Annotated in this window: 27 protein-coding genes; 9 read left to right on the plus strand and 18 right to left on the minus strand. The window is 39.1% G+C overall.

What is annotated here, in order from left to right; genetic code table 11:
• A partial coding sequence (locus tag MRT15_RS01355) for an aminotransferase class III-fold pyridoxal phosphate-dependent enzyme (RefSeq protein ID WP_304327188.1) occupies positions 1 to 593 on the plus strand: 593 nt, incomplete at its 5' end.
• Here the strand turns inward: MRT15_RS01355 and MRT15_RS01360 are convergent.
• Positions 585 to 1,916: a hypothetical protein gene (locus tag MRT15_RS01360; protein ID WP_304327190.1), complete on the minus strand. Its 1,332-nt coding sequence runs from the start codon at positions 1,914 to 1,916 to the stop codon at positions 585 to 587. The genes MRT15_RS01355 and MRT15_RS01360 overlap by 9 nt on opposite strands.
• A 61-nt stretch (positions 1,917 to 1,977) precedes the next feature.
• Between MRT15_RS01360 and MRT15_RS01365 the strand changes: the two genes are divergently transcribed.
• Positions 1,978 to 3,072 (plus strand): P1 family peptidase, encoded by a 1,095-nt coding sequence (locus MRT15_RS01365; RefSeq protein WP_304327282.1) that lies wholly within the window; start codon positions 1,978 to 1,980, stop codon positions 3,070 to 3,072.
• A 1-nt stretch (position 3,073) separates the two neighbouring features.
• On the opposite strand, the gene MRT15_RS01370 is transcribed toward MRT15_RS01365, so the two are convergent.
• From MRT15_RS01370 to arcC, 4 genes are read right to left on the minus strand one after another with little or no spacing between them, the layout of a single operon-like run.
• The gene (locus MRT15_RS01370; RefSeq protein WP_304327192.1) at positions 3,074 to 4,252 is read right to left on the minus strand and encodes a DUF763 domain-containing protein; all 1,179 of its coding nucleotides are present in this window, start codon (positions 4,250 to 4,252) and stop codon (positions 3,074 to 3,076) included.
• Between the two features lie 47 nt (positions 4,253 to 4,299).
• Positions 4,300 to 4,701: a toprim domain-containing protein gene (locus tag MRT15_RS01375; RefSeq protein ID WP_304327194.1), complete on the minus strand. Its 402-nt coding sequence runs from the start codon at positions 4,699 to 4,701 to the stop codon at positions 4,300 to 4,302.
• Entirely contained in the window at positions 4,702 to 5,232 is a 531-nt protein-coding gene (locus MRT15_RS01380) for a molybdenum cofactor biosynthesis protein B (protein WP_304327196.1), read from the minus strand.
• 4 nt (positions 5,233 to 5,236) lie between these two features.
• Positions 5,237 to 6,184: a carbamate kinase gene (arcC, locus tag MRT15_RS01385; protein WP_304327198.1), complete on the minus strand. Its 948-nt coding sequence runs from the start codon at positions 6,182 to 6,184 to the stop codon at positions 5,237 to 5,239.
• A 78-nt stretch (positions 6,185 to 6,262) separates the two neighbouring features.
• Here arcC and MRT15_RS01390 point away from each other — a divergent pair, with 78 nt between their 5' ends.
• The gene (locus MRT15_RS01390; RefSeq protein ID WP_304327199.1) at positions 6,263 to 6,583 is read left to right on the plus strand and encodes a hypothetical protein; all 321 of its coding nucleotides are present in this window, start codon (positions 6,263 to 6,265) and stop codon (positions 6,581 to 6,583) included.
• On the opposite strand, the gene MRT15_RS01395 is transcribed toward MRT15_RS01390, so the two are convergent.
• From MRT15_RS01395 to trpS, 4 genes are read right to left on the minus strand one after another with little or no spacing between them, the layout of a single operon-like run.
• Positions 6,584 to 7,555, minus strand: a complete 972-nt coding sequence (locus MRT15_RS01395) for a DHH family phosphoesterase (protein WP_304327200.1) — start codon at positions 7,553 to 7,555, stop codon at positions 6,584 to 6,586.
• Positions 7,556 to 7,614: 59 nt separating this feature from the next.
• On the minus strand, positions 7,615 to 7,785 hold the full coding sequence (locus tag MRT15_RS01400; RefSeq protein WP_304327202.1) for a hypothetical protein: 171 nt from the start codon (positions 7,783 to 7,785) through the stop codon (positions 7,615 to 7,617).
• Positions 7,782 to 8,360 carry a ribonuclease H-like domain-containing protein gene (locus tag MRT15_RS01405; protein WP_304327204.1) on the minus strand — a complete coding sequence of 193 codons (579 nt, stop codon included), beginning with the start codon at positions 8,358 to 8,360 and terminating at the stop codon, positions 7,782 to 7,784. Before MRT15_RS01405 ends, MRT15_RS01400 begins: the two co-directional genes overlap by 4 nt.
• A gap of 43 nt (positions 8,361 to 8,403) precedes the next feature.
• Positions 8,404 to 9,357: a tryptophan--tRNA ligase gene (trpS, locus tag MRT15_RS01410; RefSeq protein WP_304327206.1), complete on the minus strand. Its 954-nt coding sequence runs from the start codon at positions 9,355 to 9,357 to the stop codon at positions 8,404 to 8,406.
• Between the two features lie 204 nt (positions 9,358 to 9,561).
• Between trpS and MRT15_RS01415 the strand changes: the two genes are divergently transcribed.
• The 3 genes from MRT15_RS01415 to MRT15_RS01425 all read left to right on the plus strand — a co-directional run bounded on the left by MRT15_RS01415 (position 9,562) and on the right by MRT15_RS01425 (position 12,589).
• A complete protein-coding gene (locus MRT15_RS01415) occupies positions 9,562 to 10,491 on the plus strand; it encodes a hypothetical protein (protein ID WP_304327208.1) in 930 nt (309 codons plus the stop codon).
• 2 nt (positions 10,492 to 10,493) lie between these two features.
• Positions 10,494 to 11,789, plus strand: coding sequence for a Clp1/GlmU family protein (locus MRT15_RS01420; protein WP_304327210.1), 1,296 nt, complete (start codon positions 10,494 to 10,496; stop codon positions 11,787 to 11,789).
• 62 nt (positions 11,790 to 11,851) lie between these two features.
• Complete coding sequence (locus tag MRT15_RS01425; RefSeq protein ID WP_304327211.1) at positions 11,852 to 12,589, plus strand: alanyl-tRNA editing protein; 738 nt, start codon at positions 11,852 to 11,854, stop codon at positions 12,587 to 12,589.
• Here MRT15_RS01425 and speE read toward each other — a convergent pair.
• A complete protein-coding gene (gene speE / locus MRT15_RS01430; protein WP_304327213.1) occupies positions 12,561 to 13,487 on the minus strand; it encodes a polyamine aminopropyltransferase in 927 nt (308 codons plus the stop codon). The genes MRT15_RS01425 and speE overlap by 29 nt on opposite strands.
• Positions 13,488 to 13,555: 68 nt before the next feature.
• Between speE and MRT15_RS01435 the strand changes: the two genes are divergently transcribed.
• Entirely contained in the window at positions 13,556 to 13,906 is a 351-nt protein-coding gene (locus MRT15_RS01435; RefSeq protein ID WP_304327215.1) for a hypothetical protein, read from the plus strand.
• 12 nt (positions 13,907 to 13,918) lie between these two features.
• Here MRT15_RS01435 and argH read toward each other — a convergent pair whose 3' ends face one another.
• The 5 genes from argH to MRT15_RS01460 all read right to left on the minus strand — a co-directional run bounded on the left by argH (position 13,919) and on the right by MRT15_RS01460 (position 18,832).
• Complete coding sequence (gene argH / locus MRT15_RS01440) at positions 13,919 to 15,271, minus strand: argininosuccinate lyase (RefSeq protein WP_304327216.1); 1,353 nt, start codon at positions 15,269 to 15,271, stop codon at positions 13,919 to 13,921.
• 6 nt (positions 15,272 to 15,277) lie between these two features.
• Entirely contained in the window at positions 15,278 to 16,474 is a 1,197-nt protein-coding gene (locus MRT15_RS01445) for an argininosuccinate synthase (protein ID WP_304327218.1), read from the minus strand.
• A gap of 58 nt (positions 16,475 to 16,532) precedes the next feature.
• Positions 16,533 to 17,243: an ACT domain-containing protein gene (locus tag MRT15_RS01450; RefSeq protein ID WP_304327220.1), complete on the minus strand. Its 711-nt coding sequence runs from the start codon at positions 17,241 to 17,243 to the stop codon at positions 16,533 to 16,535.
• 67 nt (positions 17,244 to 17,310) lie between these two features.
• Complete coding sequence (locus MRT15_RS01455; RefSeq protein ID WP_304327222.1) at positions 17,311 to 17,622, minus strand: cupin domain-containing protein; 312 nt, start codon at positions 17,620 to 17,622, stop codon at positions 17,311 to 17,313.
• Position 17,623: 1 nt separating this feature from the next.
• Positions 17,624 to 18,832, minus strand: coding sequence for a M20 family metallopeptidase (locus MRT15_RS01460; RefSeq protein ID WP_304327224.1), 1,209 nt, complete (start codon positions 18,830 to 18,832; stop codon positions 17,624 to 17,626).
• A gap of 106 nt (positions 18,833 to 18,938) precedes the next feature.
• Here MRT15_RS01460 and MRT15_RS01465 point away from each other — a divergent pair, with 106 nt between their 5' ends.
• A complete protein-coding gene (locus MRT15_RS01465) occupies positions 18,939 to 19,610 on the plus strand; it encodes a B3/4 domain-containing protein (protein ID WP_304327226.1) in 672 nt (223 codons plus the stop codon).
• On the opposite strand, the gene MRT15_RS01470 is transcribed toward MRT15_RS01465, so the two are convergent.
• Both MRT15_RS01470 and MRT15_RS01475 read right to left on the minus strand, forming a co-directional pair.
• Positions 19,571 to 20,335 (minus strand): 5-formyltetrahydrofolate cyclo-ligase, encoded by a 765-nt coding sequence (locus tag MRT15_RS01470; RefSeq protein ID WP_304327228.1) that lies wholly within the window; start codon positions 20,333 to 20,335, stop codon positions 19,571 to 19,573. The two genes, MRT15_RS01465 and MRT15_RS01470, sit on opposite strands and share 40 nt — an antisense overlap.
• A gap of 1 nt (position 20,336) precedes the next feature.
• Positions 20,337 to 22,115, minus strand: a complete 1,779-nt coding sequence (locus tag MRT15_RS01475; RefSeq protein ID WP_304327230.1) for a M28 family peptidase — start codon at positions 22,113 to 22,115, stop codon at positions 20,337 to 20,339.
• A gap of 78 nt (positions 22,116 to 22,193) precedes the next feature.
• Here MRT15_RS01475 and MRT15_RS01480 point away from each other — a divergent pair, with 78 nt between their 5' ends.
• Positions 22,194 to 23,570, plus strand: coding sequence for a M20/M25/M40 family metallo-hydrolase (locus MRT15_RS01480; RefSeq protein ID WP_304327232.1), 1,377 nt, complete (start codon positions 22,194 to 22,196; stop codon positions 23,568 to 23,570).
• Here MRT15_RS01480 and MRT15_RS01485 read toward each other — a convergent pair.
• Positions 23,553 to 24,032: a C-GCAxxG-C-C family protein gene (locus tag MRT15_RS01485; protein WP_304327234.1), complete on the minus strand. Its 480-nt coding sequence runs from the start codon at positions 24,030 to 24,032 to the stop codon at positions 23,553 to 23,555. The genes MRT15_RS01480 and MRT15_RS01485 overlap by 18 nt on opposite strands.

The raw sequence follows: 24,032 nt of genomic DNA on the forward strand, positions 1-24,032 counted from the left end.
ATTACGGTATACTAATGGTTTCAGATGAAGTTCAAGCTGGCATGGGTAGAACTGGGAAGTGGTTTGCAATAGAGAATTGGAATGTAACCCCAGACCTTATCACGGTGGCTAAGGGGATTGCCGCTGGGCTTCCACTTGGAGCTGTGATCGGTAGAGCTGATGTTATGTCTCTGCCGAGAGGTAGTCATGCATCCACATTTGGAGGTAATCCAGTTTCATGTGCTGCTGCATCAGCTGTTATTGATGTTATTGAGGAGGAGAAGTTGATGGAGAATGCCATTAAAGTTGGGGATTACACCATGAAGAGGTTTAGGGAGATGGCTGAGAAGATCGAGCTTATAGGTGATGTTAGGGGTAAGGGGCTTATGATAGGTGTTGAGCTGGTTAGGAATAGGAAGAGTAAGGAGCCAGCTGTTAAGGAGCTTGAATCATTCCTAATGAATTGCTTTAAACGTGGTGTTGCAGTTATAAGTTGCGGTATTTCATCGATTAGAATAGCTCCACCACTGAACATATCCATTGAATTAATGGATAAAGCTTTGAACATTATGGAAGAAGTTTTGTTGGAGATTGATAAGAGCCGTTTAAAGTAGCTCTTCAATTCTACTCTTAACTTCACTTATTTTTCTTGAAATCGTTTTCCCATCGATCTTCTTTGAATCCATAACTATCCCCACAACCTCCCTCCCCCTCTCCATCCCCTTTGGAAGTCCATATAATTCTAGGAAGGCATCTTTCAATATGCTTAGAGCCATGAGCATCCTCCTCTTCACCTTCCCCTCCAATTCATACTTCTTCATTTTATTATACCCATATTCTATTCCATCTATCAGGCTCTCTGTGAATTCCTCGTATATGTTTTCAGGTCTATAGTATCCCCCATGAAGGCTCACTATTTCATTGAAGGCTTGAAACCCTTCCCACGTATGCATTTGTGAAATTACTTCCGGAGCATTCAGTATCGTTGTACGTTTTATCTGTGAAATTATGAATTTCTCCGCTGATGGTAGTGGGTTCATGATATGCCATAAGGCATAGTATTCTTCCATCTTCATCCTCTCAAATTCCTTTCCACCCATTTTCCTCGTTAAATGGAAGTCTGTTATGTATGTTTCCTCCAGCCCCACTACATGGTTTGCCAAATGGGAGTTTGTATATATGCCCAATCCACTTGCATCAAACACCGTTCCATGTATTATACCATTTTCGTGGAGTAATCTTAGATTATATCCGCATGATGATCCAAGCCATTTAAGATATGCTTTAACCTCCTTAACGTTAATTATCTTCTCCACTTTTGGCATTAATAGTCCGTATAGTATTTCATCTGCTCTCACATCACTTACATTCCTATAGAATATGCATGCCCCACGCTGCTCCCATGCGCTTTCCTCAAGCATCTTTATGAGTTCCCCACGTCCACCACTCATAATCTTGTTTGTAAGTTCATATCTATCCTTAATCTTCAGCAGTTTTATCCTCTCATAGTATCCTAATCCTATGGGTTCTGGAACTGGGATTCTCAGTTCCCTTAACATTATCATATTGTTTAATTCCTCTTCAGCCTCCTTGGGGGTCATGAATCCCCACATTAACTGTCCAGTTCCAATATATTCGTTTGTGAAGTAGTATGTGTATATGGTGTTGTTCTTGTATATTGGTTTGACATCTTTGAAGGGTATTCCTATCCCCTTCAATTTTACCACATACCCATCCTCCAAAACTTTTATGATGGATCTAAATCCACTTACATACCCCTTATATGTTGGGAGATCCTCTTCGGTTTCGCATAGTATTGGCACTTTATCTTTGCCATGTGGATATAGTTCCGGTTTTATAAGTTTTGTTTCTCCGTCAATGATGTAGTATTCCCTAGGCTCTCCTCTAAGCAATCTAACAATTCTTTCAGGGATCATACAAACTTAAATTCTCAAAAGCCCCATTTAAATAATTGTTTGGTGACCCCCTTTGGGTAGGGTGAGGGTTAGGGATATTGGATTAAGGATAGGTGTATTTGATACTGGAGCTAGTGATTCGATAGTTGATGTTAAGGGGGTTATGGTTGGACATTACACCATCATTGAGGGTGAGGGGAAGCTTATTCCAGGTAAGGGTCCAATTAGGACTGGTGTAACCGTGATATTCCCACATGAAGATAGGAATGTTTTTAAGAGTAAGGTTGTAGCAAGTTCATTTGTAATTAATGGTTTTGGTAAACCCATTGGTTTAATTCAATTGAATGAGCTTGGACAATTGGAAACACCAATAGCTTTAACCAACACATTGAATGTGGGTATAGTGGCTGATGCAATCATAGAGTATATGTTAAGTTTAAATCCAGATATAGGTGTTAGTACTGGCACTGTTAATCCAGTTGTATTGGAGTGTAATGATGGATTCTTGAATGACATTAGGGGGAGACATGTTAAGCATGAACACGTCTTTAAAGCTATTGAAAATGCTTCCTCAAACCCCGTTGTTGAGGGTAATGTTGGGGCTGGAACTGGTATGTCATGTTTCGAGTTTAAGGGTGGAATAGGCTCTGCTTCGAGGGTGCTACCCAAGGAGGCTGGAGGATACGTTGTGGGTGTACTGGTTTTATCCAATTTTGGTCGTAGGGAGGATTTAACTATAGCTGGAATTCCCGTTGGGTTGAAGTTGAAGGATTACGGTGTTAGGGGTGGTGATGGAAGTGGATCTATAGTGGTTATAGTGGCTACAGATGCACCTTTAACTGCCAGGCAACTTCATAGATTAGCTAAACGTGCAACTCATGGTATTGCGAGGACCGGTGGATACTCATCCCATGGTAGTGGCGATTTTGTTGTGGCATTCTCCACAGCTAATAGGATACCACATTATGAGGAATCTCCAACCCGTGAACTTCAAGTGTTAAGTGAGGGGTATATGTCGTACTTGTTTAAAGCTACTGTGGAGGCCGTTGAAGAAGCCATTTTGAACTCAATGTTTATGGCTGAAACGATGGTGGGTAGGGATAATCATGTTAGGTATGCTCTTCCAATAGATTTAGTTGTCGATTTACTGGAGAAGCATGGCATCATTAAAGGTTAACTTAAATTTCAACACTCCATTTTTCAGATATCCTTTTAAGGTTTCTGAAAGCCATCCTCTTTTCCTCCTCATCCCTCCTTATAGCTTCCACTATGTTCCTCAATTCCAATATTACTTCATCGTAATGCTTCTTGGATATCGGATATGGAATTCCATCTTTACCTCCAACTGTATAAGACCACTTCACTGGATCATATATGTGTGTTACTGGATCCCTCTTTGATGGTGGCTCATTATATATGAGCTCTGAGATTAATGATAAAGCTCTAATGGTCTTTGGACCTATGCCTGGATGTAGCAAGAGGTTCTTGAAGTCTTCCACCTTAACGCTATATATTTCCTCAAGTTTACGCCAATCAATCCTCTTCTCATCTATTGGTTTATATATTATGTAATCCTCACTGCTAATCCTTCTATTGGTCGTTATGGATTTGTTTATCCATTTATCGATCCCTTCACTTCTGCATAGTATTCTATTTGCTTCAGCTAAGTATCTCCTTATCTTCGTAGGCCCCTCATTAGCTATGTCCACTATGGTTTTCCTAGCCTCCGCACTCTCCCTATCCACTAGATTTAACACTCTTTCCATCTTTATTTGACATGATATTGCTTTATGTGGTTCTTCAACCATATCCCTTATATCCTCTGAGAACCAGTGGTATCTCCTTGCATATTTTAGGTTGATGTTCATTCCTTGCTGTATTACGCACCATTTCCCTTCTCTAGATATTAGCATTGCATGATGGTATATTGTGAATCCATCTTGTAATGCTACATTATCCACCTTTGCAGTTAATCTACTATTCTCCTCAAGTTTGGCTGTATCCTCCTCATTTAACCCGAACTTGTTAGATATGCTTTTTATGTCGTTTATGGTTTCAAGGCTCTTCCTACCTTTACCCCCAGCTAATGCTAAATTTATTTCCACTTTGTTTAGTGCTTCCCTTAAAACTCCACATGTCACTGTAGTTGACCCTGAAGAATGCCAATCAAATCCTAGAACATTGCTGAATGCTTGAAACCATATTGGATTGCTTAACCTCTCCATTATCTTCAATTCCCCAAATTCATTGTACATTATTTCAAGCATTTCAGATGCCAATTTTACCATTCTCTGGAAGAGCCATCTTGGGGCTTTACCATAATGTAATGGTAATTCCGCTATTCCAGATATCCCCATAGTGTATCAATTCCAAATTTTACATTACAAACTGATGTAATTTTAACTTAAATTTCTTCTTCCAATAATCCAATCAACTCTTCTATTCTCCTCCTGTTCTCTTCCAACATAGCCTTCCTAAGCCTATCCTTTAGAGTTCTCTCAACCTTTAAGCTACTACCTTCAAGTATTCTTTCTATCTTCTTATTCAGCTCCTCCCCCTCCTCATCGAAATCTGTGAGTATTGCAACTTTAAGTCCCATGTACTTCATGTTTAGATCTTCTATTAATGTTAGTAGTGGTTTATGTGTGTCTCCTAGAGCTATTATGTTGGTTTTGCATCCAAGCTTCCTCAAAACATACCTATCCCTTTTACCCTCCACTATTATTAGATCGACATTTTCATCCAACTTTTTAAGTGCTTCAATTATTTCCATTCTTCTTTCGATAATCTTCCTCTTACCCTTCATCTATTTCCTCCTCGCATGGAATATTATGTGGCGTAATTCTGGTAGTAGCAGTTTTTCTAAGGCTATGGGTATGGCGTTTGGAGATCCAGGTATTGCAACAAGTAATCTCCCATTTAGAATTCCAGCTGTGGCTCTTGACATTATTGCTGCAGACCCTATCTCCCTATAACTTAGCATCCTAAATATCTCTCCAAAACCCTCCATCTCCTTTTCCAAAATTTCCATTATAGCTTCATATGTTAAGTCTGTTTTGCTTAATCCTGTTCCACCTATGAATATTATTGCATCATCCCCCTCCTCAATCCTCTTCTTTGCCCACATTTGTATAATCCCCTTATCGTCTGGCACTATCTCCTTACATGTAACCGTATATCCATATTTCTCAATTATCTTCTTAGCTATTTCTCCGGATTCATCTTCAAATGGTTCTCCCCGAATCTTCTTCTCATATCTCGATGTGCTCACAACTATTATTGCAACTTTTACTTCCTTAGCCTCCTTCAATGCCTCCTCCTTATGTTTTACGCTCAAATTCTTACCCCCTATAAATTCTTGTTCCAGTTTTCCCCTCCAATGCTTCTGCAGCCTTCTCCAATGATGTTATTATTGCCATTTCTCCACCCCACTCTATAAATCTTATGCAGGCTTGTATTTTTGGTCCCATACTTCCAGGTGGGAAATGTCCTTCCTCATAATACTTCTTAGCTTCCTCCACAGTCATTTTGTCAATGTCCACTTCGTTTGGTTTCCCAAAATTCAATTTAACCTTTTCCACATCGGTTAGTATTAGGAGTATGTCTGCATTTATTATCTCTGCAAGTTTTTCACCCGCCAAATCTTTGTCTATGACCGCTTCCACGCCAGTGTATTCATCATTTTCTAAGGTTACAGGTATCCCTCCTCCCCCGGATGCTATCACTATTACTCCTTCATCCACAAGTCTCTTTATAACTTTACCTTCAAGTATCCTTATTGGTTCTGGTGATGGAACAACCCTCCTATAAGTTTTCCCCACTCCAATTTTAACCTTCTTTATAGTCATTCCCATACGAATCTTCTCTTCAGCTTCCTTTTCATCGTAGAATGGTCCTATGGGTTTTGTTGGATTTTTGAATGCTGGATCATCTTTATCTACTTCCACTTGCGTTATTATCGTTGCAACCTCCCTCTTTATCCCCCTCTTCATGAGTATATTCTTTAAAGTTCTCTGAATGAGGTATCCTATGTGTCCTTGTGTCATAGCTCCTAAAACGTCTAAAGGTTGAGGAGGTACCTCCTTTGCTGCTGCTTCTTGTTGTATTAATAGATTTCCAACTTGCGGCCCATTTCCATGCGTTATCACTATATCATATCCCATCTCTATTAACTTTACAAGCTCTACGCATGTCTTATAAACGTTCTTCAATTGTTCTTCATATGTACCCAGCTCATCAGCTTTCTTTATTGCATTTCCACCAAGTGCCACCAGTATTCTCTTATGCATTCCGCATTCACCTCGTTGTTGAGACAAATCATTTATCTTGATTTCTAGTTATATATATTGTTGGTTTGGTGGTTTTACTTGCAAAAAGTTAGTTACGGCTTCGCTGCCTTCATAATAGCTTTAATTTATTTTGGGGTTATCTTCATAATGTTTTACCTTGGATTTCATATTGGACTGCTGGATATGTTCTCCGGCTTCCTCTTAGCCTTATCTCTTTGGACTCTAACATATGGTTTGAAGTTTGCGTCTAGGGATAGTTTCTGGATTGTTAATGGTTTCATTTTGATGTTTTTCTCTGCCAGCATGCTGGCTTTCTCTCTTACTGGTTCAGGTTTGCTGTCCATTGGGGTTTTATTGCTTTGTCTTGGAATACTTGGACTTCTTATGATTTTAAGGTGATCACATTAATTCAATAATCTTCTTCACGACGTCTTCAACTTCTTTCAAAATTTTCCTTTTCAATGTCAAGTAGTTTATGATTCTGCTTTTCCATGATAGCTTCATTCTGAAGCCACATGCGAAGGGGTGTCCTCCACCACCAAATTCCTCTGCTATCTTTAATAGGTTTATATTCTTTGACTTGTTCCCTATGTATAGTGAGATTGCATCATCCTTCCTCCAGACCAGTGTGAAGTCTAGGTTGAATTTTTCTGAGACTCTCTTAGCAAGCCAGCTTTTAGGCGTCTTAGCCCCCCTTAAATCAATTAATCCAAACTTTAATCCGCTTTTCGTTTCATATACTCTTGTTTTATTGTATGCTTCATTAACGTCACGTTCAGTCCTCCTCTTTATTTTTTCAGCTTCCCTTGCTATTTCCTCATCCCAGAATATTCCATTTGAGAATTTTATTAGAAGCTTCTCTTTCCACCCATTTTTGAAGCTTAATGCTCTTAGTATGAAGCTTTCATTGAATTTGTCTGTTAATGCATCGATGTCATCTGCGTATTCAGCTATCTTCCTGGATACCTCATCTTCCTTCATGAATTTCTCGTAGACTATTCTTGCGGCACTTGGAGTCTTTTCCACTATTATTGAATCTACTGACTTCATTACTTCATTTATATCTTCAGCGCTCCATTGATGATGATCCATCCATACTATTCTTTTCCCTTCACTACTAAGCTTTTTAATTATGCCCTTAGTATTCTCAGAGTTTTTTACGTTTATGGATATGTCTGTTATGTATATTTTTTTCACATTTTTATTGTTCATTAGCTCTTTAAGCTTTTCTGGTAGTGCTGATGGACCTGTGAATTCTACCTCTATATCATTATCTTTTATGTTCATCTTTACTTTTAGGTATCTTAGCAATATGGCTGCGGAGGCTATTCCATCTATGTCGCCATGGGTTAATATTACGGTATCCCTCATTTTCATCCCTTACTTCATTGAACATTGCATGTTTTAATTAATAGTTGGATATCCTTAATTTATACTCTTCTTCTAATCCCCCTCATCATTGAGCTTACTCCAATTATAAGTATGCTGGCTCCACCTATTATCACTAGAGCTATCCCTATGTCTTGTTCTAGGGTTAACAGTATTATTCCAAGGAATAGTATTAGTATGGATATTGCTGGCAATATTGTTCTTTCACTCATACATATTCCTCCATAATGTTTTCCAATTCAATACTTTTCACTGCATCCACTATTTTCCTCATTTTATCATATATCTTTTTCAGTGCTTGTAGATCGTCGTAGCAGTGTTCTATTATGAGTTTCATGGCTTCTTGATCTCCAGCTATTGCCTTCATATAGTATGGTGGCATATCCCTCCCCTTCAATTCAACCTTCTTTGGTATTCCCATATACTTTGCCACCGCATCTAGGCTGTATTCGCTTAGTCTGAGTAGCTTCTTTGCATACCTGTATAGATCTACGTGCTCTTTTAGAATTATTGGTGTTGGATCAATGTTGTGTATTATGGCTCTAGCTATGAGCATTGGAATGTCGAATGCCAATCCATTCCATGTCACTATTGTTGTGGCATTTGATAGTTCATTGATGCTCTTCCTTATGAGTTCAGCTTCTCCCTCTATGACGCTTCCCTTCAGGAATTCATGGCTCCATTTTTCATCATCCCACATTATTCCAATTCCAACTATGAATCCACTATCTGCTGTTAATGATGTTGATTCAATGTCTAGAAATGCTATTCTACCCTTTTCACTCATGTCTAAAATTATGCCTCTTCCTGTTTATCTTGTTTTCCATTATTCATATTTCATGTTCAAAGTACTTTTGTAGCTTGTTGATGTTTTCCATGCGCTTCCTATTGTGCTCTTCCATGTATCTAATTAATGTTTTTGTTAGCATATTCTTGCATTCTCCGCAGAGTATCTCCCCCCTTCTGCATTTCCAGTAATGTTCCTCGATATCCTTTACGTCTTTAAAGTGGAATATTGAGAGCCATTCGTAGACCACGCATTTCTCAGCTTCACCTCCAAGCTTCCTCTGCTCTTCCACGGTTGCTCTTCCACCGGTGAATGCTGCCCAAACCTTGCTTCTTATGGTTTGTGGTGTGTCTGTTATGAATATTGATGTTTCTGGTTTTGATGCTGACATGGGTTCCCCTGTTAATCCTCTTATGAATTTTATGTATAGTGATGCTGGTTTGAATACCCTTAATTTGCCAGCTATGTCTCTACTTAGTCTCATGTATGGGTCTTGATCCATACCTATTGGAACTACCACCGGGTATCCATACATGATTGTTGGTCCAAGTATATGTGCTGCTTGTGTTGCTGCATAGAATATTTCACCTATATTTACTTCATCGGTGAATCCGAATGTCGCTTTCACAGTATTGTATGTTAAGTGTTTTGAGAAGCTTACTGCAAGTCTATAAACCCATCCACTTCTAGTTGATATGTATAGTTTTGTATCCTCCTCTTTGAATCCCAGTGATATTATGCTTAGTGCATTGCTTAAAGCGTACTTGTATGCTACGTCTAAGCTTTCCACCTTTTGGAAGACGTATTTCTCATCATCTGATAATGGTATGAAAACTTTTGCATTCAATTCCTCTTGTAGATACTTTATGAATTCGAATAGGACTAGGTGGCCCATATGAAGCTCTTCCGATGGCCCTCTACCTGAAACTATGGCTAGAGTTTTACCCGTCCCCCCTTCTTCTAGGTATTTGTCGAAATCTCTATGTGCAAACACCATTTTGAGTTGTATGAATTTGTGTTTGTTTTTGAATTTTCCAGCTAATTCCTCATTAAATTCTTTTGCTCCGAATACCTCTATAAGCTTCTCATAGTCTGAGCTCTTCTCAATACTCTTCGGTGTGCCAAACGCTATCCCTCATACTCATCATGGATATTTATATCTAAATGTAAACTTTTATACTTTATTTTTGGTGGCATATGTTTGAGGGTTGCATATGCCTTTTCACCAGCATCTATATCCAGCTTCTTCTCCCCACATATTGTTGATAATCCATTGGAGTGTGGAGCTATTGGTGGGGGTTTCCCCCTAAATGTTGGGGTTAGGGTTAGAGTGGGGGTTGAAGATTCCAGTAATGGCTTTTCCCTAGTATCTAGGGTTAATGGTAGATTTTTTGACTCATTTATTGTGGGTAAGGTTTTGGAGCTTCTTGGGGTGGTTGGTGCAAATTATCATGTTGAGGTGGATCAATTTATTGATGTGCCTGTGGGGTGCGGTTATGGGACTAGTGGTGCCAGCGCTATCGCTGTAACTATGGCTTTATGTAAGGCTTTGGGGTTTAAGAAGACTTTCATCGAGATGGCTAGGATAGCGCATCTCGTGGACTATTACTGTGGCACTGGATTGGGAACTGTTAGTGGGGTTTGTGGTGGTGTTGGTGGAGTGAGAATTATTGTTAAGCCTGGGGGTCCTGGATATGCTATTGTGGATAGGATATTCATACCAAATGATTGCTATATAGTTTCAGTAGCCTTCAATCCAATTGATAAAAGAAGGTTTCTTAGGGATAGAAGTTTCCTCAGTTTTATAGAAGTTCTCGGTAGACGTGTGCTTGATGAGGTTTTGAGGGATCCATCTGTGGAAGTCTTCTTTAAATGTTGTAGGGATTTTGCTTTGAAATCTGGTTTCATGACTGCGAGGTTGAAGTATTTGTTGGATGTTTTGGATTCTGCTGGATTCAATTTAGCCACTCAAAACATGATTGGTGAAGCTATTCACATCCTCGTATATAAGGAGGATTTAGATAGAGTTAAAGATATACTTAAGTTTCACTTAAGTGATGATGGTATTGTGGTTATTGCTGGAGTTGATGATCGAGGCCCAAGATACTTGGATGGATTGATGGTGTCGTAGCCTTGAGTTTAGGAATCGGCTCAAGATTCCTTAATTTGAAGGTTAATGAAACTCTTTGGATAGCTGGTCCAGCTAAGATAGTTGTGGATAGTGGGATTGTTGAAGTTTTTGGAGCTAGGATTGTTAAAGGTGAATCCATAATTGTTAAGCGTTGTAAATCCATTTATTTGAAGGCTTTAAGTGACTGTAGAATTGGGGTTTCCAGTGGAGCTTATGTCATGGCCGTTGAGGATGATGGCATTCCAGATGATTGGCGTAAGTTGGTTTCAGAGATATCTAATGTTAAGGGTAAAGTTATGGTTTTAGGTGGTTTGGATTCTGGTAAGAACACACTTGTAACATTCCTCTCTAATAATCTCTTCAATAATGGTTTTAAGGTTGGAGTTTTGGATGCTGATGTTGGTCAGAATGAGTTGGGTCCACCAACAACTATGGCTCTCGGCCTTGTTAAACGTCCAGTTTCCTCATTGGATCAGTTGGATGCTGTTGGATATGTTTTTGTGGGGTCCACATCCCCAGCTAATGTTCGTGATAGGGTTTTTAATGGTTTAAGGAAGCTTATGGATTTATCCAGTAAGTTTGAGTTGGATTACCTCATAATAAATACCACTGGATGGATATCCAATGGTGGAGTTGACTTCAAGATAGAGAAGATTAAACTCGTTAAACCTGAAGTGCTTATAGGGATTGAGCGTAGTGGTGAGCTTGAACCAATATTTTCATCAATTAAAATGGATTGCAAAATTTTTAGGGTTCCATCTTCCAAGAGGGTTAGGGCTAGAGATAGGTTTGATAGGAAGATTATTAGGCAAATGAATTACGTTAAGTGGTTTGAGGATGCTTCAAACAAGAAGTTTTCAATCGACGAGTTCATTGGATTTGAACCAAACATATTTCAAGGCACTCCAATGGGTAATGGTGAAATCGATTTAATCGGTAAGATTTTGGGAGTTAAAGTTGCTTGTTCAATACGTAGGGGCGATGATATAATAGTATTCCCGTATTCGGATCTAGATTTCAATGAGGATGTTAAGGAAAGGGTTATTGAAGAATTTAATGCTAGGAGATGTTTAATAATCCCCTTCACACATCTAATTCCACTCCTCGTTGCCTTTGAAGATTCAAATGGGGTTTTTATGGGTTTAGGAATATTGACTAACATCGACTTTAAGAATAGAGTCCTCCAATTTTACACAAAGGTAAATATTGGAGGGGGAGTTAAAGTCGTTTTGGGTTTAATCAGAATTAACCCAGTCAATTTTGATGAAATTGGTTATTCCAAAATACCATTAAACTGATATGCATTTATCTTTAATGGTTAGCTTTTTATCTGAATTTCCACAATTTTATCTTGATCTAAATGACCATCAAACTCTATCTTGAAGATTCATATATCAAAAGTTTTAGAGCTAAAGTTTTGAGTTTAGAGGAAACTGATGGTTCATTTAACCTATGTTTGGATAGAACTGCATTCTATCCGATTAGTGGTGGTCAGGATCATGATACCGGGGTTATAAGGGGTGTTAATGGATCCTTTAAGGTTTTGCGTGTGGATGAGCTTGATGATGGTAGTGTGGTTCATAGTGGTTTTCTTGAGGGGGTCATCAAAGTTGGGGATGATGTTGAAGGTGTTATAGATTGGGATAGGAGGTATAGGTTGATGAGGATGCATACAGCCGCCCACATATTGATTCAATCCGTTAGGAGCATTTATGGTTTAAATGTGAAATGTGTTAGTGCGAGTAAGAGGGTTGATGGTGGACACATGGACTTCTCCACTTCAATACAGAGGGATATGCTTAACAAAATTGAGGCTTTAGCTAACAGTATTGTTAATGAGGATAGGCCTGTAATCATTCGCTATATGGGTTTAGAAGAGGCTGAATCATATGTGTCGAGGTTTGGTGAATCCTTAGAATTGTATTTGAGAAAGCATGATGTTGGGGAATCAATTAGGATCGTTGAGGTTAAGGATTGGATAGCTATCCCCTGTGGTGGAACTCATGTTCATAGCACTGGTGAGATTGGCTCTATAAAAATTTTGAAGAGGGAGAGTAAGGGTAAGGGGGTTACGAGGATATACTTTGATGTGGCTTAGTTTGAATTTCTGAGAAGAGTTTTATCTTTTCAAGAAGGCTTTTCATTGAGTATCTTAGTGAGAAGTGTAGCTCTGGATTATAGTATCTTGTGTTTAGTTTCCTATCCAGGTATCTCCTAGATATCTCCTCCAACCCTAATCCCAATACATCCACTTTATCTGAAGCATATGTGAATGTCCATTCTCCACCATATGCTGGTACATAGCTGGCATATATGCCTACATACTTGAATATTTCCTTCAATATTTCCTGGATTTCCAGTATCTTTCTCCCATACATTTCATATCCTGATGATTGTAGGAGTAGTATGCCATCCTCCTTCAGTATCCTCTTAATTTCTTTGAAGAATTCTTTCCCATATAATTGTATGGATGGTCCTGATGGTTCTGGGTCTGTTAAATCCATTAGTATAATGTCGAACTTCTCTTTAGTTTCCTCCACATATTTCTTCCCATCTTCAATCACTATTTCCACTCTTGGGTCTTCAAATGCGCCTCTAGGTATGTTTGGCATATATTCCTTAACGGCCTTAATCACCTCTTCATCTATTTCCACCATTATAACCTTCTTCACACATTCATGTTTTAGCACTTCCCTTAATACTCCACCATCTCCTCCACCTAGTATGAGCACCTTCTCCGGGTTTTCATGGCTTATTAATGTGGGGTGTACGTGCATTTCATGGTATAAATGTTCATCTAGTTCTGATAATTGTATTAGATCGTCTAGTACTAGGCATCTTCCATACTCCTCGAAATCCATTACCTCTATCTTTTGATATTTCGATTGCTTTGAATACACCTTATTCTTAATTTTTAGCATTTTATATGTTGTTGGCGATGTTTTCTCCATGTAATATCCATTTATGTATGGATTTTTGAAGCTTGAACCACTCATAATGGTCAATTTGAATTTAATGGATTAATTCAAATATAACTGTTACCATAGTTTTATTGGTGTAATCTTTGAGGGAATTCCTATTTGAAGGTAGGGATATGCTTGTGGGGGATGTTCTTAGGGTTTTAGGTTTCTGTATGGGTAGACTTTGGTTTAGTGAGCTTGTGGCTGAGGTTAATGCATTTAGGTCTACATTGGGTGATGCATGTGTTGATGATGATAGTGTTAGAGATGCTTTGAGGGTTTTGGAATCTTCTGGTGTGGTTGTTTGTGAAGAGAGGTTGAGGAGTCAGTTGATTGGTGATAGTGTTCCCGACATCTTAATATCCATAGTTGATTATGGTTCTTTGATGGATTTATTGAAGCTTGATAGGAGATATAACGAGTATATTTATAGGTACCGTTCATCCATTACATGATTTCCATAACCTCTATACTGTCATGAGACTCCTCTTCCTTTCCAAAATTAAGCTCCTAATATGGTCTGGGTTTGGAGATCCAAGATTCTTCTTCAGCTTTAAATATTCTTGAACTCTCACTGGTACGTTTATATTTACACCCAATTCCTTTTTGAGGATGCTTAAAGCTTCTTGTATGTCGTTGTCCGTTTCCCTTAATGCTTTAGCCATCATTTGATGGACTTTCCTATATGGTATTCCACATTTCACAGATATTAATTCAGCTATTTCGGCTGCTATTACTGGGTTGTTCTCCACATCTTGCCTTGTTCTTCTATCGTTTACCTTCATTCTTCTTATGGCGTCTTCAATAACTCTTATTGAATCTTTAACCATTTTTGTTATATTCCATAGGTGTTTAGTTACTTCTTGTAGGTCTAGGTTGTATCCTGATGGTACCCCCTTAATTATCGCCATTATGGCTGTGTTTTCCCCAATGGTTTCTCCTGCTTGTGCTCTTAATACTTCCATGGTTACTGGATTCTTCTTGTGGGGCATTATGCTACTTGTTGCGAGATGGCTTTCTGGGAGTTGTATGTAGTTGAATTGGTTGGTTGACCATATTACGAAGTCTTCTGCTATTCTACTCAATGTTACTTGTAGTGCTGTTAGTATTGATGATGTGATCATAATGAAGCTCCTACTACCAGTGGCTCTAATGGTGTTTACTATGGTTTTACTCATTCCAAGCTTTTTCGTCATCCTATCTCTATCTATAGTCACTATGCTTCCAGCTATGGCTCCTGCCCCCAGTGGGGATTCATCTATCACTTTGCTGTTAATGTAGTTTAGGAGATCCTCATATCCCTCCATTTCTTCCTCTATGTATAATAGGTAGTGTGCCAGTGTTGTGGGCTGGGCGGATTGTAGGTGTGTGAAGCTTGGCATTATCATATCTACGTATTCTTCAGCTCTTTCTATTAACGTCTTCCTGAATTTCCTAATCTCTTCTATTATTTCAGAGATCTCCCTTTTCAAATGTAGTCTTATTGCTGTGGCTACATGGTCGTTTCTACTTTTTCCAAGGCCTATCAATTTGGCTTCTTCTCCAATCTCCCTTTCTAATGCAATTTCTATTGCTTCATGAATGTCTTCTGCATAATCTTTTAGATCAAATATTTTTTGCGGGTTCTTCATTATTTCGTCTAGTGCTTTTATTATTCTATCCCCCTGCTCCTTACCAATTAAATTCTGCTCCATTAATTCTTCCACATGAACTTTTAGGGCTGTGATTACTTCTAATGTTATTTCAGCATCTTCTTCCATTGAGCTTTCATATTTCATCAGCCATTCTTCATGTTTTCCAAGGAGCCCCCTTCTATACATTCTGCTCTATGAACCTCCATGAATCTTTAACTTTTTATTTGCAATTACTGTTTGCATGCCCCAAATCTCTATGAACCCTTCAGCCATTTTCTGGTTGAATTTGCTCCAAGCTTCATATGTTGCCAGTTCCTTGCTGTATATGCTGTACTCTGATCTTCTACCTACACATATCATTCCACCCTTGTATAGCTTCACTTTAACTTCTCCATTCACCCTTTTCTGTGTCTCGTTTATGAAGGCTTCCAGAGCTTTTCTGAGGGGGTTCATCCATAATCCAGCGTATACTAGGTTTGTCCATTCATCATCAACCAACTTTTTGAATTGTAGTTCTTGTGTTGTTAGGGTCATCTTTTCAAGGTCTTTGTGGGCTTCTATCGCTATTAGTGCTGCTGGTGCTTCGTATACCTCCCTAGACTTTAACCCCACAACTCTATCTTCTATGTGATCTATCCTACCAACACCATGTCTTCCACCAATCTCATTTAATTTCATTATTAGTTCCTTTGGTTTCATGGTTTCCCCATTTATCTTTGTGGGTATTCCATTGTTGAATGTTATCTCTATTATTTCCGGGTTTTCTGGGGCGTTCTTTGGGTTTACTGTTATTTTGAATATTTCTTCTGGTGGTTCTTGGTATGGGTCTTCGAGTACTCCGCATTCTATGCTTCTACCCCATAGGTTTTCATCTATGCTGTATGGGCTTTCGCTAATCTTTACTGGTAGCCCCTTCTTTTTTGCATATTCTATTTCCCAATCCCTCGTCAGCCCCAGCTCCCTTACTGGAGCTATTACCTTTATGTTTGGGTTTATGGCTTTTATTGTTACATCAAATCTTACTTGATCATTCCCTTTACCTGTGCATCCATGGGCTACGGCATCAGCCCCCTCCCTTTCCGCTACTTCCACAAGCTTCTTTGCTATTAGTGGTCTTGATATTGCGCTTGATACTGGATACTTCTGTTGGTATAGTGCATTTGCCTTTAATGCTGGTAGTACATAATCATTTACGAATTCATCTCTTGCATCTATATTGTAATGTTTTATTGAACCAGCTTTCAGTGCTCTTTCCTCTATTTCCTCATAATCCTTTTCTTGTCCAAGGTTTAGTGTTAACGTTATTACTTCGGCATTATACTTTTCTTGTAATATTTTTAGTAGTACTGTGGTGTCCAATCCCCCTGAATATGCGAGTACAACTTTCATTTATGATTCGTTTTAGGGGGTTTATTTTCCATATTTTATATGTTTTGTATTTTTTGAATCATTTTTGCCCTTCTTGTGTTATGTTTGTTCTATGCTTTATTATCATGTCTTCTATTATGTTATATGCTTTTTGAGCATCTTTCCTGTCAACTATTAGTATGGTGTCTTCGTGGCATGATATTATTTGTGTTATGTTTATTCCATTCCAAGCCAATTGAGTTGTTACGTATGAAACAAATCCCGGTATTTCTATGACTTCCATTGGGCTTACTATTATTATGGCTGATTGATCATCTATCATCTTCTCCACATTCTTCTCGCCGCCAATTTCCTTTATGACTTCATCTACGACTTTTTTGTCACAGCTTATTGTAAAGGTTCTTGTGCCTTGTGTTAATTGGAAGAATCTGGATTTTGATGCTATCCTCATTAATTCCCCAAGCTTATCTACGAGTAATGCTTGTTTAACTGTTACAACTACTATGTCGCTTTTCAATTCCACTGTGCTCTTCTTTAGTAGCCAGCTTATCCTCCCCTCCATTAACTTCCACTTTTCAGATATTTCTTGTGAGAATCTTATCAGTGCAACTTTTATGGCTTCTTCTCTAACCTTCTTCCCCTTTAATACATTTTCAACTTCACTTTTTATTAGGGTTGCCAGTGATGAATAGTTTAGTATGTCCATCTTCATGCAGTCAATTATGCTTGGATGCTGTAATATTATGCTTTTTGTCACTTCAGCTATTGATGGTTGATTATCTCTTTGCATTTTCAGTTTACCCCATTTGGTTACGTAGTTTAGTTTTAAGTTTAATAAATGTTGTGTGGTTTATGTTTTATCCTGGCAGTATTGCTATTGCCTCCACATTATCCTTTCCAATCCTCTTTATCCCTTGTTTTACGTTTGGTGGGACTAATATTATGTCTCCAGGTTTCACGTCCTTCTCCCATCCTTCGAAGACTACTTTTCCCTCCCCTTTTAAGACTATTATTATTTCTCCATGTGGGTGTGAGTGGGGGGTTACATCTCCCTCTATAACCACATATCTGACTATTGCTGGTATCCCCATTTCCATGTTTGCTAATGTTTTCCTCCTACCATATTCCGTCTTCTCCCATTCCAATATGTTCATGCTCTTTACACTCAAATTAATCCCCTCTAAACTCTCTTTTAACTTCTTCTAGTAGGTTTTTGTCTAGTAATAAGTCCATGGCGCTTCCAACTAAAACCTTTGTTGATAGTATTGTCCTCCTCTTCCCCTCTTCAGTCATGGTTGCTTCTGCGAATTCCCTTGAATGTCCTGGTATATTTTGATCTGTTATTGGTATGGATGCTGATATTGCTGGAACCACTTGCGTTACGTTTCCAAAGTCTGTTGAGGCCACAGGCCCCCTCCTCAAATATTCTTCCATTGGCATTACTTTGAATCCATTTTCTTCGAGGTTTTTGTCTACAATGTCTGCAAGTTTATGGTATATCCTCTTCTCCCTGTATAGTGGGCCTACTTCCTCCACCTCATATTTTGCTTCCGTCATTATTGCAGCCCCCCTTATGCAATTGAATACCTTTTCTTTGAGGATGTTTAGGTAATCTATGTCTGCTGCTCTTATACTTATCCTTGCTTCGGCGTAATCTGGGATTACATTTGATGCTTCTCCACCTTTAACTATTATCCCATGTATCCTTGCATCTCTTCTAATGTGCTGTCTGAGGGCATCTATCCCCCTGAACATTATCATAACAGCGTTTAATGCGTTTATCCCCATTTCTGGATTTGCAGCTGCATGTGCTGTTCTCCCTCTAAATACCACTTTGAAGCTTTGTACTGCAAGGGCTTCAGTTCTTGTGGCTGCATATCTACCGGCTGTTGGATGCATCATTAGAACTGCATCTATATCTTTGAATACCCCCTTTTCAACCATGATTATCTTGCTCCCAGCGTATGGTCCATTGCCTTCCTCAGCCGGCGTCCCTATTACCATTATTTCCCCATTAATTTCTGGTATGATTTTTGATATTGCTATGGCGGCTCCCACTGCTGTGGCTGCTATTACATTATGACCGCATCCATGACCTACTCCAGGTAGTGCATCGTATTCAGCTAGGAATGCTATTTTCGGTTTCCCGCTGAGGCCTGTGAATGAAGCTTTAAATGCTGTTTTCATTCCGAGGAGTTCTCCTTCGATTTTGAATCCATGTTTGGCTAGGGTTTGTGTTAGGAGGCTGTATGCTTTGTATTCTTCACTTCCAAGTTCTGGATTTCTATATAGGTATTCGCTTATGTATAGTATTTCATTGCTCAGTTTATCCACCCATGATAATGCTTCCAACTTGTAATTCCTATTGCCACTATTCAACTTGCTTCCACCTTACTATAGACTAATTGATGGTTTTACGATGTATTTAACGTTTATTGTGGGGTGTGCATACAAATTTATTTTCATTTGAACTTAACTTATTGATGTGTCTGTTGTAATTTCCCCTGAGGTTAAGAGTGTCTTTCCAGATATACGTTTATGTTCAGCTTTAATTAGAGGGTTGCATATTGATGAGCATAATTCATCTCTTGATTTGGAGGTTAGGAGGGTTGAGGAGGATTTTAGGCGTAGATTATCCCTTGATGCTCTTAAAGATTACGGTAATGTTAGGGCTTATAGGGATTTCTATTGGCGTATTGGCATAGATCCCACTAAGCAGAGGCCTGCTGCTGAAGCTTTAATTAGGAGGGTTTTGCAGGGGAAGTCTATTCCAAGGATAAATGTGGCTGTTGATTCTATAAATTTGGCTTCAATGATGTTTGTTGTATCTATAGCGGCATATGATTATGATAAAGTTGTGGGTAAAGTTGTTTTGAGATGGTCTAGGGATGGTGAGCTTTTCATGGGTATTGGTGATGTGGAGGCTAAGCCTATCCCTAGACAGCTGGTTTTAGCTGATGATGAGAAGATACTTGGCTTGTATCCGCATAGGGATTCTGAGCTTTCAAAGATAACCCTATCCACTAGGAATGTTCTTCTTATCTCATGTGGTGTGCCTGGGGTTCCATTGGATTCTCTACGTAATGCCATTATCTTCGCTTGGAAGCTTCTTGAAGATTATTGTGGAGGTAAATGTGAATGGTTTGATTGCATTTGATTCCTCCTCATCCAAAGCTCCTTTAATATTGGTATGCTTGAAATCTTCTCTTCCTCCATTAAATCCCAGTATATGCCCTTAGGCTTCTCTCTAACCCTATTCGTTTTAATTATTCTTGTGGGGGTTATTATCATATCCACTGGAACATCGTATGGTTCAACTTTGAACTCGTAATCCACAACTTGTATATCATGTACTGTTGTAACTACAGGTGTATCCTCCGACACTTTACCATACTCCCTCATTAAACCCCACTCTATTTCTGAGTATCCCTCCCCCTTCCCAATTCTATCCCCATTCATATTTACAGCTACGCTTCCAACAACCACCAGATCTATTTTTGGTATGTCTTTTGGATCTGTCTTCAACCCATATTGGAAGCCTCCCTTTATTGTGGATGCATAGTCGTAGAGTCTTTCATCTATCCTCTTAGGGTCTAGTTTTAGGAATCCATTTGAGATTCTCGGTGTTGGCATTATGAGGGTTTTCCCATGCATTAAAGCATATCTTCTCACGGGTCTTTGGGGTGAATCTGGGTTTACCTTTACAACTTCAGCCTTCTTCCATAAATCCAGTTGTATTAGATTTTTTGCAGCTTCCTCTGCTCCTATGAAGTTTGGTATTCTACCATATGCCCCTGGGAATAATGCGATTCCAGTTTCCGTCATCTTCCTCCATATTTCGTTTCTAATTTCCTCTTTCGTTATCTGCTTATCCTTCTTCATTTCAAATTACCCTTAATGATAATTCCACAATTCTTATGGAGTTGTTTAATGCATCTAGAATCTTCTTCCTATCTCTAAGTATCTTTGTTTCCCATAGTCTAACTTCATCACTTCTACCCTTCACTTCCATTATCTTGTTTACGGATTTGTATAGTATTGGTATTGGTTTTCCAGTTAGGTAGTATCCGTATGGATCGTAATCGTATCTTCCAGCTTCCGTCATTATGATGTTTGATAGTTCATGGCTTATCCTCATTAGAGCTTTGTTTACTATTTCAGCTTTAACTTCAACTTTCTCCATGAACCCACTCTCTTCACCTTCCTCCTCAATTTCCCTTGCAGCTTCCTCAAGCTTCCCCACAAGCTTCAACAATGTTTCACATCTCTCTACTGTATCGCCTATACTTATACTAGTCGTCTTCTTAATGGTTTCATCATAATTCTTTAAGTTGGTTAATAGCGTTTTTACAAGTTCTCCTTCATTGTATGGTATTATCAGTTTATTGCATAATCTTAGTATTAGTTTTATGTAGAATTTCATGTGCATTTGGTAGAGTTCTGGGTCTAACTTGTCTATGGTGTCTGCTTCACTATGTATCCATGGACTTAAACTTGCATAATTCAGTTCCCTCAACTTTTCCTCAGTGTATTCTGTGCTGAATGATATGTATGGTACTCCAATCCCCATGAAGGATTCATCTCCACCCATGTATGGTTGTTTCCAAACCCCACTCCTACCCCAAACTTCTTCAACTATTTTCAATGTGAAGTCTTTTAATTCAATTGAGCATCTGACCGTTGGGATTTCAGTTCCAATTATTCCGGGGTTATCTATGTTTACGTATGCAATGCAGTTTTCATCTATCATGTTCCAGTATGTGTCAACAAACCATGCGGATCCAGCTGCTTCAGCTATTTCATGTCCATCCCAGAATCCAAATATTATATTCCTCCTCAAATCCCCCTTACGTTTAGCTAGTACTCTGGCTATTTCCATCATCATCGCGTTTCCACTTGAATTGCATATTGCAGTTTTACCCCAAGCCTCCAAGTGTCCCCCAACAACTATGAAATCCTTCTTCTGCAAGCCTAGATCAGCCATGGGTTGTGTTGCCATTACCCATAGGTTTTCTGAAGCGCCTCTAAGCCAAACCTTCACTTTCCCATGTTCCTTCAATAGCTTTTTTAGGTATTCCCCTGCAGCTCTAGTTATGCTTATGACCGTTATCTTGGGTATCCTCTCCCATCCTTCTGGTGTGGGGTTCCCCCAAACTGATTTCACAGCCCCCTTCTGTATTACTGGGTTGTCCATGGAGCCCCAATTCATTATTACAAGTGCTTTTGCCCCCTTTTCATATGCTATTCTGGCTTTTTCAGGTCTTGGTGGACTCCAACTCATTTCCACTAGTACTATCTTCCCCCTAACATCTATTCCCTCGTAATCTTCGTATCCTCCAGCCCCCGCATATATTAGTTCTCCAGTTATTCCCTCCATTAGGGTTGACATTATATGTCCACATGGCTTTGCCTCTATAACCCTTTGTTCGGGTTCTATCACCCTCATTAATGCATCTTTTGGGTAGCTGTGATATATTGGGAATTTATCGATCCAAGTTTTCAAGCCGTACTCGGATAGTTTCTCAATTATGTATTTTGCCGCCCTTTCAATTTCCATACTTCCAGCAATTCTCTCACCAACTTCTTCAACTAGGAATTTTATGTGTTCGAAAGCCTTTTCTATAGAGGCTTCCCCAATTATTTCCTCTTCCAGTTTCTTCATTTCTTCATTCCACATACACATTAACTTCTATGAATAGCTTCATATAATGATTACCACAGATGTTTATGTGGTGTCAGCATGTCTCATAGCGAATTGGTTAAAGCTATAGATGAATCTTCTTCGGAAATAGTTTCCTTCCTTAGATCCATAATTAGGTTTAATACTGTTAATCCACCTGGAAATGAGCTCCCCCTAGCTCAGTATATATGTGATTACATGTCCCGTGAGGGGGTTGAGTGTGAGGTTATTGAGTCTGGGGATGGTAGGGGGAATGTGATTGCAAGACTTCCCGGTGAAGATGATTCTAAACGCCTCCTATACCTTTCACATTTGGATGTTGTCCCAGCAGTTAATGCTTCACTTTGGAGTCATGATCCATTCTCCGGTGATGTTGAGGGTGATTGGATATATGGTAGGGGTGCATTGGATTGCAAGAGCCTTGTTACCGCTGAAGCCTTCTCCCTAATAATGCTTAAACGTTTGGGGATTAAGCCGAAATACACGTTGATATTTGCTTCCACAGCGGATGAAGAGGCTGGTGGCTGGAGGGGGGTTGGGTGGATTGTATCGAAATTTCCGGAGAAGGTTAAGGCTGATTATGTGATAAATGAGGGTGGTGGTTTAGCCATTAGGGGGAGGGGTGGTAGGATCATCTATTTGGTGGATGTATGTGAGAAGGGGTATTGCAATGTTAAGATTAAGGTTTCAGGTAAGGGTGGGCATTCTTCAACTCCATATACAACTGGGAATGCATTGTACTTGATGGGTCTCATCATTAAGAAGCTTTATGAGTATGAACCCCCAACGTACAAGTTTAGCTTGGTGGAGGAATGCATTAAGAGTGTTTTTGAGGGGATTGCTGGGCTACCTGGATCCATTATTGCACGAATGATATTTTCACCCATGCGTCCATTGGCAATGGCTCTCCTCTCAAAATTTAACCCTAACATCACTAGATTTCTCAAATCACTCATGGGTTTAACTATTGCTCCAACCATTGCTAAGAGTGGTGAGAAGGAGAATGTTATTCCAAGCTATGCTGAGTTGGTGGTGAATTGTAGGCTTCTACCTGGTCAAGATGATAAGTGTGTTTTATCTGTGGTTAGGGATGCATTATCTGGTATTGGTGGATTTGAAATTGAGAGTTTAGGTTGGTTTCCAGCTTCCTATTCCGATATTGATTTGAAATTCTTCAATTCCATGGAGTCCACCTTAAAACTGTTAATGCCAAAAGTTGATGTTAAGTTGGCACCATTCGTAATGCCCGGCTCTTCTGATAGTAGGTTTCTGCGTAGTCTTGGAGCTAAGGTTTATGGCTTTTCACCTATGAATCCAAATCTAAATTATGTTGAGTTGATGAATTTGGCTCATGGAGTTAATGAGAAGATTGATGTTAATAGCTTGTTGCTTTCAACGAAGTTTTTAGCAATCCTCCCCCTAACCATGAACATTTAAGCCTTCACCTTCATTCAGAATTCCCATTAGAATGTTTATTATGTCTTTAACGAATTTCATGCAAAACCTCTCCTTAACTTTTTCCACTCTAAATTTCTCCCTATCTTCAGCTCTACTCAGCTTTAATCCTATGAGTTTTTCGCAATCTATCTCCCCATTCCTATTCTTGAATTCCATTATCAGTTTCTGCACTTTTCCTATGCATTTCTCGTATCTTTCCGTGTCATTTGGGTTTGATCTACCATAAATTAATCCGATAATCATAATTCCCCCACTTATGGCTCCACATACATCCCCCATCCTACCAATTCCTGCGGAGAATCCTGTGGCTATTTTTGGGATGATATTTGTTTCGATCTTTAGGTGTTTGCTCATGGCCAATACAATGGATTCCGAGCATGTGTATCCTAAGCTCATGTTACTTAGCGCTTCTTCCACAACATTCTCCTCATCCCCTTTCAT

Source organism: Candidatus Culexarchaeum yellowstonense, assembly GCF_024707025.1.
Classification (GTDB): Archaea; Thermoproteota; Methanomethylicia; order Culexarchaeales; family Culexarchaeaceae; genus Culexarchaeum.